Raw genomic sequence first — 15,585 nt, 5'->3', positions numbered from 1 at the left:
TTACGGAATAAGGGCCATAAGCCAAAATAACTCAAAGTCTGCGCCCCAACACCCGCTTCGGCTCAAGGCAGGCCCAGTTTTTCCTTGAGTTCTCCGAGCAAGCGGCGGCTGACCGGGATGCGCCGTTTGTGGCGGGTCAGGATTTCGACCGCGCCAGTTTCCAGAAAACTGATTTCCTGGATCTGCTCTGGGTTGACCAGGTACTGCCGGTGGCAGCGCAGAAACGGGGTTTTTTCCTCGAGCGTGCGCAGGGTCAGTTCGGTGAAGTGTTCCGTGCCTTCGTTCGTGGTGACATACACACCGGCGGTGCGAGAGGTGGCGTATTCGATGTCGTCGATCTTGATCAGCAACACCCGCTGATGCCCCGGACACGGGATCTGTTTGAGCGGTGCCGCTGCGGTAAACAGGGCGGCGCTGGGCTTGCGGTCACGTCGCAGGCGTTGCAAGGTGAGCGCCAGGCGCGCCGGGTCAATCGGTTTGAGCAGGTAGTCAAAGGCGTTTTTGTCAAAGGCCTGCAAGGCGTACTCGTTGAACGCGGTCAGAAACACCACGCTGGGCATTTTCTCGGGGTCCAGCATGCCCAGCATCTCCAGCCCGCTGATGCGCGGCATCTGGATGTCGAGGAAGATGACCTCGGGGTTGAGCCGGTGGATGGCAGAGATGCCTTCGATGGCGTTGCTGCACTGGCCCAGGATCTCGATGTCAGTCTCCTGACCCAACAGGCGGGCAATTTCCTCGCGCGCGGGCAACTCGTCGTCAATGATCAGGACTTTCATGCCGGGTACACCTCCATGGTGGTTGAAACCTCGCTGGGTGCCAACGGCAGTTGCAGGGTGACGCGGGTGAACACCTCGCGCTCACAAGTCACCTCCAGCCCGAAGGCCGGGCCATAACGGGTGGCAATCCGCCGACGCACCAAGTGCATACCCAGGCCGCTGCCGGTGCCTGGCGCGGGCTCCACATACAGGCCCGCGTTGTCCTCGACACTGAGCAGCAGCATCTCGTCCTGCGCCCGCGCCGAGATGCGGATGCGGCCAATGCCCAGCAACTGCGAGGTGCCGTGTTTGATGGCGTTTTCGACAATCGGCTGCAGAGAAAAAGCGGGCATACGAACATGGCGCAAACCGTCCGGTATGTCAAAGTCCAGCACCAGCTGGCCGAGAAAGCGTGCCTGCTCGATTTCGAGGTAAGCGGTCACATGCTGGACTTCCTCACTCAGGCTGGCCTCTTCGCTGGGGCGTTTGAGGTTGTTGCGAAAAAAGGTCGAAAGGTTCAGCACCAAGTGGCAGGCCCGCTCCGAGTCACGCCGGATCACGGCCGACAAGGTGTTGAGCGCGTTGAACAAAAAATGCGGGTTGACCTGGGCGTGCAGCAACTTGATCTCAGACTGCGCCAGCAACTCGCGCTGGCGCATGTAATGACCGGCCAGAATCTGGTTCGAGAGCAGCCGTGCAATGCCTTCACCCAAGGCGCGGTTGATGGTGGAAAACAGGCGGGTGCGGGGCTCGTACAGCTTGACGGTGCCAATCACATGGTTTTCCTCACCGAGCAGCGGGATGATCAGCGAGGCAGCCAGCGGGCATTTGGGGTTGATCGAGCAGCGGTAGGCCACTTCGTTGCCATCAGCGTAGACCACCTCGTTGTTGGCGATGGCCCGTTGTGTCAGCGCCGAATTGATCGGTGTGCCCGGCAGATGGTGGTCACTGCCGATGCCAATGAAGGCCAGCAGGTTCTGGGTGTCGGTGATGGCCACCGCACCCACCCCGGTTTCTTCGTAAATGATGCGGGCCACCTGGTGGCTGGTGTCGCTGTTGAAGCCCGAGCGCAGCAGCCCCTCCACCCGCGCTGCAATCGCCAGCGCCTTGGTCGAAAACACGCTCGACTGGCGCTCGTAGAGCTGGCGCCGGTCCAGCAAGATACGCATGAACAGGCCCGCACCGAGTGAGTTGGCCAGCAGCATCGGCACCGCAATCTGCTCAACCAGATGTCTGGCGACTTCGGGAGGCTCCACCAGCCACAGCAGGATCAGCATCTGCGCCACTTCGGCACACAAGGTCACCAAGGCAATCGGCACCGGCCGAAACAGGGTGCCAAAGCGCCCGCGCCGGATCATGTACAGGTGAAACAGACCACCAATCAGCCCTTCGACCACGGTAGAGACCATGCAGGCAAACGCCGACGACCCGCCCAGAGAATACCGGTGCAGGCCACCGGTGAACCCCACCATCAACCCCACAGAAGGCCCGCCCAAAACCCCACCGAGAACGGCGCCGATGGCGCGCGTGTTGGCAATCGAATCGTCGATCTTGTGACCGAGATAGGTGCCCATGATGCAAAACAGCGAGAACACCACATAACAGGTCACCCGGTGCGGCAGCCGGATGGTGACGTGCATCAGCGGGATAAAAATGCGGGTGCGACTCAGCAGGTAGGCAATGACCAGGTAAACACAGGTCTGCTGCAGCAGGGTCAGGATCAGTTCGATGGAAGCAAGGCTCATGGGCTTAACTTTACTGGCAGATGCCTGACTTCGCCCAGGCCGACTTGACCAGCAACCGGATGGTGCTGGTCAAGCTCGGTGATCAGGCGTCCTTGAAGCTGCTTTTTTCTGCTGCGGCCTTGGTGGGTTGGCCGTGGCGGAAGATCAGCCAATACACCGCACCGACCAGCAAGGCACCACCTACCCAGTTGCCCAGGGTGACGGCAGCCAGGTTGATGGCAAACTGGTCCACCGGGATGGTTGGCCGTGCCACGCCGTTGTGGGCCAGCTCCGTCCAGAACGACTCGGGTGCCCACCATTCGATGAATAGGCCCAGTGGAATGAAATACATGTTGGCCACACAGTGCTCAAACCCGGCCGCGACAAAGGCCGCGATCGGGAAAAACATCGCCAGGATCTTGTCGCCGATGCTGCGCGCCGCCATGGCCACCCAGGCCGCCAGACAGACCAACACGTTACAGAGAATGCCCAGGAAAAACGCCTTGTCCGGCGCCAGCGTGCTTTTGGCGGTGGCCAAGTACAGCGCCGAAGCACCCACCTCACCGTGGCCAAAGGTGTACTGACCCGAGAGAAACACCAAGGCCGCCACACCCAAGGCGCCGACAAAATTGCCGAGCCAGACGGTGCACCAGACCCGCAGCATACGCCCGGTTTTCAGACGCCCACTGGCCCAGGCCATGACCATCAGCGCGTCGCTGGTGAACAGCTGAGCGCCGGCAATCACCACCAGCATCAGCCCGAGTGAAAAAGTCGCGCCCATCAGCAGGCGCATCACGCCGTAAGGCAAATGGCCAGACGCACCAGAGATGGTGACCGTGGCAAACAAGCCCCCCAGGGCCACAAAAGCCCCGCCCAGGACCGCCAGACCAAACAACACCCAGGGTGCCAGTTTGGCTTTTTTGACACCCACCTCTTCAGCCGCCAGCGCAACGGCATCGGGCATCAGGGGGTCCATGGAAAAACCGACGTTTGCGCCGGATGTGGCCGAACTTTTGGCGTGCTCGGCATGGTGCTTGGGAGAGCATCCGTCCTCAGTGTTTTTGAACATGACAGTCGTGTGGTGACAAGGCCGGGCAAATCAGCCCGGCCTTGGGTTCTTTGGTGGAAAACTCAGGCTTGGCCCAAGGTGTGCCCCAGCACCCGGATGGTGTGTTTGGCAATCATTTTTTCTTCGTTGGTCGGAACGATGAACACCGGCACCTTGGCATCAGCGGCCGAGATGTCATAGGCCTTTTTGGCATTGGCAGCGGCATCCACCTTGACACCCAGCCAGGCCAGCTGTTGAACCACAGCGGCACGGATCTCTGGCGAGTTTTCACCAATGCCGGCGGTGAACACCAGCGCATCGAGCCCGCCCATGGACGCAGCCATGGCCGCCACTTCCTTGGCTACGCGGAAGCAGAACAAGTCCACGGCCTTCTGAGCAGCTGGCTCACTCGACTCTTGCAGCACCTTCATGTCGTTCGAAATGCCGGAAATGCCGAGCAACCCGGACTGGCGGTACAACAGGTCTTCGAGCGCTTCGAGTCCCATGCTCTTCTCACGCATCAGGTAGAACAAGACACCGGGGTCGATGCTGCCGCTGCGGGTGCCCATTGGCACGCCGTTGAGCACCGAGAAACCCATCGAGGTGTCCATGCTCTGCCCACCCTTGACCGCACACAGGCTGGAGCCATTGCCCAGATGGCAGATGACCACATGGCCCTGGGCCAAATCGGGACGGGTTTCCCGCAAATGGCTGGTCACGTATTCGTAGGACAGGCCGTGAAAGCCGTAGCTGCAGACACCTTCGTCGGTCAGCGCCTGGGGCAGGCCAAAATGGCGCGCCATGGCTGGCTGGGTGCTGTGGAAAGCGGTGTCAAAACAAGCCACCTGTTTCAGATCAGGGAAGTTCTTGGCCAGGATACGGATCGGTGCCACATTGTGTGGCTGATGCAGCGGGGCCAATGGCACCAGGCTGTCGAGTTCGTCGAGCAAGTTCGGAGTGACTTGCATCGGCTGGCCCAGGTTCATGCCGCCATGGACCACGCGGTGGCCCACCGCCACGATGTCATAGTCGCCCAGGGTGGTGCCCAGCCAGTCCAGCACATACTGGAGCAGGATGTCGCGGTTGTCAGAATCTTTGGTATCCCAGGTGTGTGCACCCAGCGGGCGACGGTCGGCACTCTTGGCTTCGAAGCGGGCCTCGCTGCCGATGCCGGAAATCTGCCCGGACAACAGGGTTTCCAGGTCGTTACCCTGTGCGTTTTGGCGGAAGGCCGAAAATTTCAAGCTCGACGAACCGGCGTTGAGCACCAGGTAAGCGGCTTGTTTGGCAGAAACAGTATCAGCTAACACGTGATTTTCCTCTTAGTGAACAGGGATTGACCCAGCCGGGACGAGTAAACGCCGACAGGTCAAGCGACTATGGCTGGGCGCTGCCCAGCCAGTCATGGCGTTCACGGGCACCTTGGTATGTGTTGGGTGACCAGGTGGCATAAGCACACCCTCACCCTCGCCCGTGACTTGCCGCCACCTCAAAGGGGTGGCGGCGGATGAGATCCAACCAGCCTCAGTGGCCGGCGTGGAAGGTGCGGTTCACCACATCGAGCTGCTGCTCACGCGTCAGCTTGATGAAGTTCACTGCGTAACCGGACACCCGGATGGTCAGTTGCGGGTACAGCTCAGGGTGGTCCATCGCATGCAACAGGGTTTCACGGTCCAGCACGTTGACGTTGATGTGGTGGCCATTGCTCTCGAAGTAGCCGTCCAGCATACCTGCCAGGTTCTTGACCCGTTCACCTTCGGTGCGGCCCAGGGCGCCCGGCACCACGGTGAAGGTGTAGGAGATACCGTCCTGCGAGCAGGTGTAGGGCAGCTTGCACACCGAAGACATCGACGCCAGTGCACCCTTTTGGTCGCGGCCGTGCATCGGGTTGGCACCCGGTGCAAACGGTTGACCGGCCTTGCGACCATCGGGTGTGTTGCCGGTCTTCTTGCCATACACCACGTTGGAGGTGATAGTCAGCACCGACATGGTGGGTGTGGCGTCGCGGTAGGCGCGTTGTTGCTTCAGGTAACCCATGAAGGTTTCAACAGCCCAGGTGGCAATGCTGTCAACACGTTCATCGTTGTTGCCAAACGCCGGGTACTCGCCTTCAATCTTGAAGTCGGTCGCCAGGCCACGTTCATCACGGACCACCGAGACCTTGGCATAACGCATGGCAGACAAGGAGTCAGCCACCACCGACAGACCGGCGATACCGCAAGCCATGGTGCGCAGAATGTCGCGGTCATGCAGCGCCATCTCGATACGCTCATAGGCGTATTTGTCGTGCATGTAGTGGATGGCGTTGAGCGACTTCATGTAAACGCCCGACAGCCACTCCATCATCGGCAGGAACTTGGCCACCACCTCGTCGTAGCTGAGCACGTCACCGAGGATCGGCTCAAACTTCGGACCCACTTGGTCACCACTGAGCTCGTCACGACCACCGTTGATGGCGTACAACATGGCTTTGGCCAAGTTGGCGCGGGCACCAAAAAACTGCATCTGTTTGCCAATCCGCATGGCGGAAACGCAGCAGGCGATACCGTAGTCATCACCCCAGTAGGGGCGCATCAGGTCGTCGTTTTCGTACTGCACTGAGCAGGTGTCGATCGAGGTCTTGGCACAGAATTCCTTGAAGCCTTGTGGCAGTTTCTCGGACCACAACACGGTCAGGTTTGGCTCGGGTGCCGGTCCCAGGTTGTACAAGGTGTGCAGCACGCGGAAGCTGGTTTTGGTGACCAGAGAGCGGCCATCTTCACCGACACCACCGATGGATTCGGTGACCCAGGTTGGGTCGCCAGAGAACAATTGGTCGTATTCTGGTGTACGCAGGAAACGCACGATGCGCAGTTTGATCACCAGGTCGTCCATCATTTCCTGGACGTCTTTTTCGCTGATCAGGCCAACCGCCAGGTCACGTTCGAAATAGATGTCGAGGAAGGTCGAGATACGGCCAATCGACATCGCGGCGCCGTTTTGCTCCTTGACCGCAGCCAGGTAAGCCAGATACGTCCATTGCACCGCTTCGCGGGCATTTTCTGCCGGGCGACCGAGGTCAAAACCATACTTGGCGCCCATTTGTTTGAGTTCGTCGAGGGCGCGGAATTGCTCGGAGAGCTCTTCACGCAAACGGATCACACTTTCAGTGAACTCGACACCGTCGAGTTCGTGGAAGGAGGCCTTCTTGAAAGCGCGCAAGGCGTCGACGCCGTACAGAGCCACGCGGCGGTAGTCACCGATGATGCGGCCACGGCCATAGGCGTCTGGCAGACCGGTCAGGATGGCCGATTTGCGGGCCTTCATGATTTCCGGTGAGTACACATCAAAAACGCCGCTGTTGTGGTCTTTGCGGTACTTGGTCCAGGTTTCGGACACGGCGGGATCCATCTCGAAGCCAAAAGCGTTCAGACCACCTTCCACCATGCGCAGACCACCGTTGGGCATGATGGCGCGTTTGAGCGGCGCATCGGTTTGCAGGCCAACGATGATTTCCAAGTCTTGATCGATGTAGCCAGCGTCATGTGCGGTGATGCTGGAGGGTTTCAGGGACACATCGAGAACCCCTTTTTTCTGTTCCTGTTTCAGCAGTTCCTGCAGCTTGGCCCAGAGGGCGGTGGTACGAGCTGTTGGCCCCTCGAGGAAAGAGGCATCGCCGAGATACGGCGTGTAATTGGCCTGGATAAAGCCCCGAACATCCACACTTTCCGTCCAAGCACCGGTCGCAAAACCAGCCCAGGGATCCTGACGACTTGCAATTTTTGTTAACGCGTTCATTGACATTCCTATAAGGTTAAGTTGGCTTGTGGCTATTGGATGCATTAACCTGGTAGATCAAGACATCCTGTTATCGCGACAAAGGCCGGGTGGGCCTTTGTCGTAGATGGCATATCAAGCGGCGGACGGCAACATGCTCGGAGGAATCGCTTTAGATTCACCCCGGGCTTTCCATAACTCGGCCCAGCGCTTGAGTGAGGCAAACATGATGACCATGCCCAGGACCATCATGGCCGAGGCGATCACCGCATTGAACAGGCTGTACCCTTTGACAGCAGCATTCAGATAAACATTGGCAATCATCCAGTAGCCGGCGTAGTTCACCGTGACAAACAGGTAAGCCAGAGGAATCAGGCAGGTCAGGGCATAAATGCGTTTCTTGGAGATGCGCATGATGATGGTGGCACCGATCATCAGACCCACCGAAGCCATCAACTGGTTAGACACACCAAACAGCGCCCAGACCGAGCTGATGTCACCCGAGAGCAGCAGGTAACCCCACAACACACAGGCAATGACACTGGCGGTGATGGCCGCAGGCATGGAGTCCAGGCGTTTCATGGCCGGGAACACATCACCCAGCAAGTCTTGAATCAAATAACGTGACACACGGGTGCCGGAATCGACAGCGGTCAGAATGAACACCGCCTCGAACATGATCACAAACTGGAAGAAGTAAGCCGCCAGATCGGTGAACCAAGACAACTTGGTGAAGATATAGGCCATGCCCACAGCCAACGTCACCGCACCACCGGTGCGACCAACCAGGTCAAGGCCCATTTCCTGGCTCAGACGAGGCAGGTCCACCACGGTCATACCCAAGGTCTTGAACACTTCGGGGGTGGAGTTGATGGCAAAGTAGTCAGCCGGGTGCAGGGAGGTTGCAGCAATCAGGGCCATCACCGCGACCAGGCATTCCACCAGCATGGCGCCAAAGGCCACAGGCAAGATGTCGCTCCATTTGTCGACCAACTTGGGTGTGGTGCCAGAGCCGATGAAGGCATGGAAACCAGAGATCGCACCACAGGCAATGGTGATCGAAATGAACGGCCAGACCGAGCCCTTGATGATCGGGCCACCGCCGTTGATGAACTCAGTCACCGCTGGGAATTGGATGGTTGGGTTGATGAACACCACGCCCACCACCAAAGCCGCAAACACACCAATCTTCATGAAGCTCGACAGGTAACCACGTGGTGTCAGCAACATCCAGACCGGCAAGGCGGTCGCAAAGAAGGCGTAAATCGGCAGAATCCAGCTCACGGTGGTCTTGTGCAGCGTCAGCCAGTCACCCACCATCGTGCCTTGCAAATGGGGGCCGTAGGCAATGGAAGCCACAATGGCCGCCAACCCCAGATATGTCGCCCATTTGGAAGAGCCAAAGTAGCGCTCAAACAAGCCCAACGCAATCGCGATTGGCACCGTCATGAACACCGCAAAGGTGCCCCAGGCGTTGCGTTCCAGCGCATGGACCACCACGATCGACAGACCCGCCATGGTGATGGTGATGATGCACAACATCGCCAGGCCAGTGCTCCAGCCAGCCACCGGGCCGAGCTCGGCTTTGGCGACTTCCGAGAGCGACTTGCCCTGATGCTTCATGGAAGCAAACAGCACCACGGTGTCGTGCACCGCGCCACCAATCACCGCCCCCACCAGCAGCCAGATGAAGCCCGGCAGATAACCGAACTGCGCCGCCAGCACCGGGCCGACCAGAGGTCCAGCCGCCGCAATGGCGGCAAAGTGTTGACCGGCATTGACCCATTTTTTGGTGGGCACGTAGTTTTTGCCATCTTGCAGCTGGTGCGATGGCGTCACATCCCTGTCGTCGGCAGCCAGGACCTTGTTGACAAAGAATACCCCGTAAAAGCGGTATGCAATGGCAAGGACGCAGACTGTAACGATCACGAAATATATCGCTTGGTCCATTTTCAATTCCTCAATAAATGCTTAAGTGTTTGATCACGGGGCGCATGTTAGGAGGGGTCAAATGGCCTTGGGGGCTTTTCCCGAGAGCGGTAAAAAGACGGGGGTGAACGGTCAAAACAACAGGGTGAACGGAAGCTTGCATTTCGATTCGGTACATTGTTTCAAAAAACTTTATTTCCGTTTCACAATGTGACTATCTTACCTCAAGCTGACAGTATTTTTCTGAAACTCGGCCCGATGCGACAGATGCTCTCTAATTGATATCTATAAACCCTTTTCATGAAAGGGCTACAGCCATTTTTGATATAGAGAACTCCGCCGAACTCCCGCGCCGGAATGGCCGTCAACAACGCCAACAGGCGGCTTTTAGGGCCAGGCGTTCAGCCCAATCAATGACCCTCTGCGGCCGGGGGTCTGCTTTTTTGCAGAGGTCAAGCCTCTGGCCTGTGGCTGGCGGTGCAGGTCAAAGTGTGGGAGGTGACGCTGCTGCATCTGGTGATGGCACAGGCGCCCAGATCACCACACAGGATGGTTGCAAAAGCCGATTTTTGGCAGCAAACACATTCAGCAACATCCACTGCCGGCAGATCCCATGACCTGCCTGAGCCCTGCGGGGACGAGCCAAGAACAGGTGAAGAAGATGCCGCAGGGAGTGACACGCCCGGCGGCCATTGTGCGGACGCTGTTTGACACAGCTGACCACCATTCGCGCTGGTGCGCGACCTCACTCCGACAACAGGGGCCGCATCTCTGGACGCCTGCGGCCTTCATGCTGGTGCCAATAGACCAAAAACGCCTTTGAACTGATGGCCGGGCTGTAGAGGTAACCCTGAAACTCGTCACAACCCAGTTGCGCGAGCTTGTCACGCTGCGCTGCGGTCTCAACAAACTCGGCCACCACCCGCACCCCCTGCTTCTTGCCCAGCATGCCGATGCTCCGAATGATGTCCGATGAAACGCTGTTGCTCATCACGTCCCGGGTCAGACTCCCATCAATCTTGATTGCACTGACCTCAAAACGCTGCATGTACAACAGCGAACTGCTGCCCATGCCGAAGTCATCCACAGACAAATGCACGCCCAGCGCACTCAGCTTTCTGAGTGTGGCATCGGCCTGCGGTGAGGTGGCCAGGGTGCGGCCCTCGGTGACCTCCAGCTCCAGCTCGGACGGGCTCAGGTCAAACCGCGCCAAACACTGCCCCACAAAGGCCGCATAGCTCGCGTCATCCAACTGCACTGGCGACAGGTTGACCGACATACAAATGCCGTCAACGCCCTGGTCTTTCCAATCCTGTAGCGCCGCACAGGCGGTCTCCAGACTCCAGTTGCCAATCCGGTTGATGAGTCGCGTCTCTTCCGCCACATTGATGATCGCCGCTGGCATGATGGCGCCATGCACAGGGTGATTCCAACGCAGCAAGGCCTCCACACCACAAACCCTCCCCCGCACATCATGTTTGGGCTGGTACACCTGAAACACCTGCGGCGTGCCCAGGGCGGCCTCAAAATCGACATGTAATGCCCGCGCAAAATCGCCCAGTTCATCGAATCGGTGGAGAACCTGGCGCCGGGGCGCCTCCAGATGGCACAACTGCACCAAGGCCTGGGTCACCGTGTCTGCCTGAACCCGACTGCGCTCGGCTTGCAGTCGCTTGACAAAAGGCCAATACAAGGCGGTGCTGACCAACACCCCCACCAGCTGTGTGACCACGCCAGCCAACCCACCAGCCACCACATAACCGGAGATGAAGATAGGCGTGCTCCATTTCACGGCATGCCCGGACAACACCAACCAGCCAGCACTGTGTGCCACCAAAGCGATCGAGGCACAGGCCAGCGGCGCCAAGAGGAAGGGCATCAGCAGGATCGGGCTGAAGATGATGGGCAGACCAAACACCAGAATTTCATTGACATTGAATACCGCAGGCACGACCGAGTACTTGCCAAGCCGCCGCAGCTGGGCGTCCTTGCACACCAGCCACATCGCCAGCAGCAGACCATAAGTGGCGCCAGAGCCGCCGAGGTAAGCAAAGGTGTTGACAAAGTTAGCAGAAGCCAAGCGGGCATCAAACACCACATCGGGTTTGGCCAACAAGCCACTGCCAAAGGCTTCCACCAGGATGCCACCATGCAAACCAAGCAACCACAGCAGCTGGTTGACAAAAACAATCAGCAGATTCAGTGCATAAGCCCCACCCTGCCTGAGGAGCTCAAACGCTGGAAGCATCTGCAGCGTATGTGTGAATCCACTACCCAGCTGCGACAGCAGCGCAATCACCAGGGTCGTCACAACACAGACGAACGCAGCCGGGCCCAACTGGTGAAAAGAACGCCTGAACAGCAGGCTGCCGTCCAGTCCCACCAAGCGTGTGAAACCAGGCATCAGCCGAATGTAGACATGAAATACCTCAACCGTGAGGATGCCCGTCAGAATCCCCAACAGCAGTGCTTGGCCCAGCGAGTCTTCGAGGCCCCCCACCAGAAACAACATGCCCACAGAAAAATTCACCAGACACAAGAGATTGACCAGCATGGGCGTCAGCCAGCTGCTTTCCACACGTTTTAATGCCACATAGAGCCGATTGCCAACACACAGCGCCATGCCAAGCCCCATGATGACGCCCAACGAGGCATCCAGCCGGGCGGCCACCTGCAGCCAGGACTCTGTCGGCCGCATCCCCCATGACTGGGGCCAGTCGTTCCATGGAAAGTTCAAGACAATCGTGATGACGACGCGGATGAAGGTAAGGGGAAGCAGCATGACCATGCCATCCCGGCTGGCCGACAGCCACAACTGGGCACGTGTTTTGGCCCGCTCAAGTTTCATGGGTTGCATAGAGGAAAAGTGGCGTTTAAACCGCCCGGACAGTTTTGTTGTTATGCCTGTTCAGGCCGCCGTGAAGTGACTGAGTTTGGCCAGTGCGCAGCACCACGACACCCCGCCCGCCGCTGCGACGACCTCAACTCAAGCACCAACAGACAGTCATTTTAGGTAGCAACACCCCCACACAGAGCTTGGGTTAGAAGCACATAACGTTAACAAAGTCACGCTAAGTTGCAATAGCTGGCGGGCTTTGTCTCGCATCATCTGACATGCGCCTGCGCACGCCATGACGGCAGCTGCGGTCTGGCTGCCAGATGTCATCTGAGCTCGGTTTTACTTGGTATAAAGCGGCATCTACAACCACCACACAAGGTCAGTCTTGTCATGAAAAAAGTTACCTGGGGCGTGCTCAGCACCGCCAAGATCGGTCGCGAAAAAGTCATCCCTGCGATGCAAAAAGGTCAGTGGAGTCAGGTCGGCGCCATTGCGTCGCGCTCGCTGGATGCCGCGCAAAAAGTGGCCACCGAGCTGGGTATCCCCAAGGCCTATGGTTCGTATGAAGAACTGTTGGCCGATCCCGAGATCGAGGCCATCTACAACCCGCTGCCCAACGACCAGCATGTGCCCTGGACACTCGCAGCCGCACGTGCAGGCAAACATGTGTTGTGTGAGAAACCCTTCTCGATGAACGCACAGGAAGCCGAGCAACTACGCGAGGTGGCGGGCCAGGTGCACATCATGGAAGCCTTCATGGTGCGTTTTCACCCGCAATGGCAGCGTGCGCGCGAGCTGGTGCGCAGCGGCGCCTTGGGAGAGCTGCGCACGGTACAAGCGTTTTTCTCGTACTTCAACCGCCAGAGTGACAACATCCGCAACCGCGCCGATGTGGGCGGCGGCGCGCTCTATGACATTGGTTGTTACGCCATCGTGGCCGGGCGTTTTCTGTTTGAGGCCGAGCCACTGCGTGTGATCACGCTGATCGACCGCGACCCGGAGTTCCAGACCGACCGCACCACCAGCGCGATGCTTGACTTTGGCGGCGGGCGGCGGCTCGACTTCACCGTGTCGACCCAATCGGTGCCATTCCAGCGTGTTCAGGCCATTGGCACCAAACAGCGCCTGGAGCTGGTGATCCCGTTCAACGCCCCCCTGGGCGGCACGACAGACTTGTTGCTCGACGATGGCAGCCAGATCGGTGGTGTGTCGGCGCGGCGTGAGACGCTGCCAGCGTGTGACATGTACACCCTGCAAGGGGACGCGTTTTCACAAGCGGTGCGTGGTGAGACTCCCCTGCCCTATGGGCTCGATGACGCGATCTGCAACATGCGCATCATCGACGCACTGTTCAAGTCGGACCAGAGCGGGCAGTGGGAACAGGTCTGAACACCTGAGCAATCGGGTCGCGCTTAGCTGCGGCCCAAACGCAGCCAATCCCAGACGGGTCAGGCGTCCAGCCGCCAGGCCCGTTTACGTTCGTACATTTCCTGGTCAGCCCGTGCGATCAACAGCTCAGCTGTGTCACCGTCCATCGGGTACATCGCCAGACCCACCGCCCCACCGAATCCGGCGCCATCGGGGACCGAGCCCAAATCCACCTGCTGCACCGGCTCGAGCAGGGTCGCCTCCAGCTTCCTACGCACCTGATCCGCCACCTGGCGCGACGGAATGTCATTGATCAGCAGCACAAACTCATCCCCGGCGTAACGCGCCACCACATCTCCGGGACGCACCACCTTGCTCAGGCGCGTGGCAATCTCCATCAGCACCCGGTCACCGGCGTCATGCCCGAGATGGTCATTGATCAGCTTGAAGTTATTCAGATCCACAAACAACAGGGCAAACGACAAGGCGTCCCGCTCGCGACGTTTGTGCTCAATGCGTTGTGTGATGCTGTGCAACAACATCTCACGGTTGCTCAGACCAGTCAGCACATCGGTGCGCAGCCGGTACTGCATCTTGCGGAAGGTGCTGGCCAGCACCCCAATTTCGTCATTGCGATACACCTCCAGCGGTGCCCCCAGGCGCCCCTCGCCCACCAGCTTTGCCGCCTCGGTCAGGCGTTTGATGTCACGGTCCACCCAACCCACAATGCGCCAACCCAGAACCACCGCAGCGATCACCCCCAGCAATCCGATCAAGGCGGTCCGAAAAATATTGGCAGTGATGCCCTGCATGAAATCACTACGCGGGACGGCCACCACGATCAACCAGTACAGGCCTGCCTGGTCCAGCACACGATCAAACGCCATTTCAACCGTCTCGCCGTTCGGCCCGTCAAAAGCCAGCGCACGCGGACCAACACCCAGACTGGCCGACTGAAGCCGATCCCGGACCTGCTGGTAGGCCGCCCGTTGCAAGGGATTGACACTGTCGATGGCCATCAGGCGCTCACTGCCCCCGCCAGGAAGACGTTTGATATTGGGTCCGCTGGAGGAGGCTATCAATTTGCCATCGGGCTCGATGATGAAGGCCACACCATGGCTGCTGATGGGCAGGTTGCTGACAAACAGGTTCAGCCGCTGCAACGAGATGTCGGTGGCCACCACCCCTTGCAATTCACCCTGGGCATCGAGCACCCGCCGGGCACGGGTGGCCACCAGCTCTTCGGTGGTGAAGTCGATGTAGATCGCGCTCCAGGCCGACGACAGACTGCGCTCTGCTGCCTTGTACCAGGGTCGTTCGCGCGGATCAAAAAGCTTTTTTTCGAACGTTTTTGGCCCCAACGCACCATTGATCCCGCTGAAACGGCTGAAACCACGAAACTCATCAGCCCGCAACTTGTAGCGCAGCTCTGCCTCGTCGGAACTCAGCCGCAACAAACCAATGGCCTGCCCATGTTGGTTGCCGTAATAGACAAAGTTGTTGGGGTCGGTGTGTAAAGAGGTGGCGATCCAGAACCGGGTGCGCAAGGTGTCCAACTCGGCGTCAATGGTATCGGGCACCTCCAAGCCTGTGGGAAAAGCCGCCTCCAGCACCGCAGCGGACCCCACCACATGCCTGTTAACAGCCTGGCCCACGCGGGCCACCATCTCCTGCAGCAGATGTTGCGAGACCGTATTCACCGCCTGGCTGCCGGTGCTGTACGACAAGGCGCCCGTCAGCACCACCACACCGACCATCAGGACAGTGAAGGGCACAGTCAGCCACTGACGCAACGTCAACGACGAATACAAGTTCATCCAACAAGCCTCTCAAAGCGGACACAGGTCCGGGTAAGACATTCACACACCACACCACGGCTCAGGGCAAGGACGGGCAGTTTGACAGGGCGCACATCTTACCTGCCAACCCGCTTTGGGGCACCATTGTGTTCAGTTCGCCCAAACCAAGCCATGGCTGGCAAGGGTTGATGCACCATCACACAGGCGGGCGCCCCGACCATCCCGGAGCGGAACTTGGGGCCGCAACACCTTGCGTGTGATGTGAAGGAGCTCGCCGCTAAAATCGGCGCCTTCCAAGGAGCGTTGCAGCGGGCCACACAACCCGTCAGGCTTGGATATACACAACGACGCTCACCTGACTTTATGA

Annotated in this window: 9 protein-coding genes and 1 riboswitch; of the genes, 1 reads left to right on the top strand and 8 read right to left on the bottom strand. The window is 58.9% G+C overall.

Features of this window, described 5'->3' with window-relative positions:
* Positions 1–62: 62 nt before the first annotated feature.
* From btsR to RF819_RS13405, 7 genes are all read right to left on the bottom strand, one after another.
* A complete protein-coding gene (btsR, locus tag RF819_RS13435) occupies positions 63–776 on the bottom strand; it encodes a two-component system response regulator BtsR (RefSeq protein ID WP_078365463.1) in 714 nt (237 codons plus the stop codon).
* Positions 773–2,500, bottom strand: a complete 1,728-nt coding sequence (locus RF819_RS13430; RefSeq protein WP_078365462.1) for a sensor histidine kinase — start codon at positions 2,498–2,500, stop codon at positions 773–775. Before RF819_RS13430 ends, btsR begins: the two co-directional genes overlap by 4 nt.
* Before the next feature lie 82 nt (positions 2,501–2,582).
* Positions 2,583–3,548, bottom strand: a complete 966-nt coding sequence (locus tag RF819_RS13425; RefSeq protein WP_078365461.1) for a formate/nitrite transporter family protein — start codon at positions 3,546–3,548, stop codon at positions 2,583–2,585.
* Between the two features lie 62 nt (positions 3,549–3,610).
* Positions 3,611–4,837: an acetate/propionate family kinase gene (locus RF819_RS13420; RefSeq protein WP_244899905.1), complete on the bottom strand. Its 1,227-nt coding sequence runs from the start codon at positions 4,835–4,837 to the stop codon at positions 3,611–3,613.
* Between the two features lie 214 nt (positions 4,838–5,051).
* Positions 5,052–7,304 (bottom strand): formate C-acetyltransferase, encoded by a 2,253-nt coding sequence (gene pflB / locus RF819_RS13415; protein WP_078365460.1) that lies wholly within the window; start codon positions 7,302–7,304, stop codon positions 5,052–5,054.
* A gap of 114 nt (positions 7,305–7,418) precedes the next feature.
* On the bottom strand, positions 7,419–9,233 hold the full coding sequence (locus tag RF819_RS13410) for a carbon starvation CstA family protein (RefSeq protein WP_078365459.1): 1,815 nt from the start codon (positions 9,231–9,233) through the stop codon (positions 7,419–7,421).
* Positions 9,234–9,957: 724 nt separating this feature from the next.
* A complete protein-coding gene (locus RF819_RS13405) occupies positions 9,958–12,060 on the bottom strand; it encodes an EAL domain-containing protein (RefSeq protein ID WP_158081282.1) in 2,103 nt (700 codons plus the stop codon).
* 381 nt (positions 12,061–12,441) lie between these two features.
* On the opposite strand from RF819_RS13405, the gene RF819_RS13400 reads away from it, so the two are divergent.
* Complete coding sequence (locus tag RF819_RS13400) at positions 12,442–13,440, top strand: Gfo/Idh/MocA family protein (RefSeq protein WP_078365457.1); 999 nt, start codon at positions 12,442–12,444, stop codon at positions 13,438–13,440.
* A gap of 59 nt (positions 13,441–13,499) precedes the next feature.
* Here RF819_RS13400 and RF819_RS13395 read toward each other — a convergent pair whose 3' ends face one another.
* The gene (locus RF819_RS13395; RefSeq protein WP_211276185.1) at positions 13,500–15,194 is read right to left on the bottom strand and encodes a sensor domain-containing diguanylate cyclase; all 1,695 of its coding nucleotides are present in this window, start codon (positions 15,192–15,194) and stop codon (positions 13,500–13,502) included.
* Positions 15,195–15,507: 313 nt separating this feature from the next.
* Positions 15,508–15,578: riboswitch (S-adenosyl-L-homocysteine riboswitch) on the top strand.
* Positions 15,579–15,585 lie beyond the last annotated feature (7 nt).

It is taken from the genome of Rhodoferax fermentans, assembly GCF_002017865.1.
Taxonomy (GTDB): Bacteria; Pseudomonadota; Gammaproteobacteria; order Burkholderiales; family Burkholderiaceae_C; genus Rhodoferax; species Rhodoferax fermentans.
Note: the sequence above shows the minus strand (reverse complement) of the source record. Positions and strands in the feature narration are given on the sequence as shown.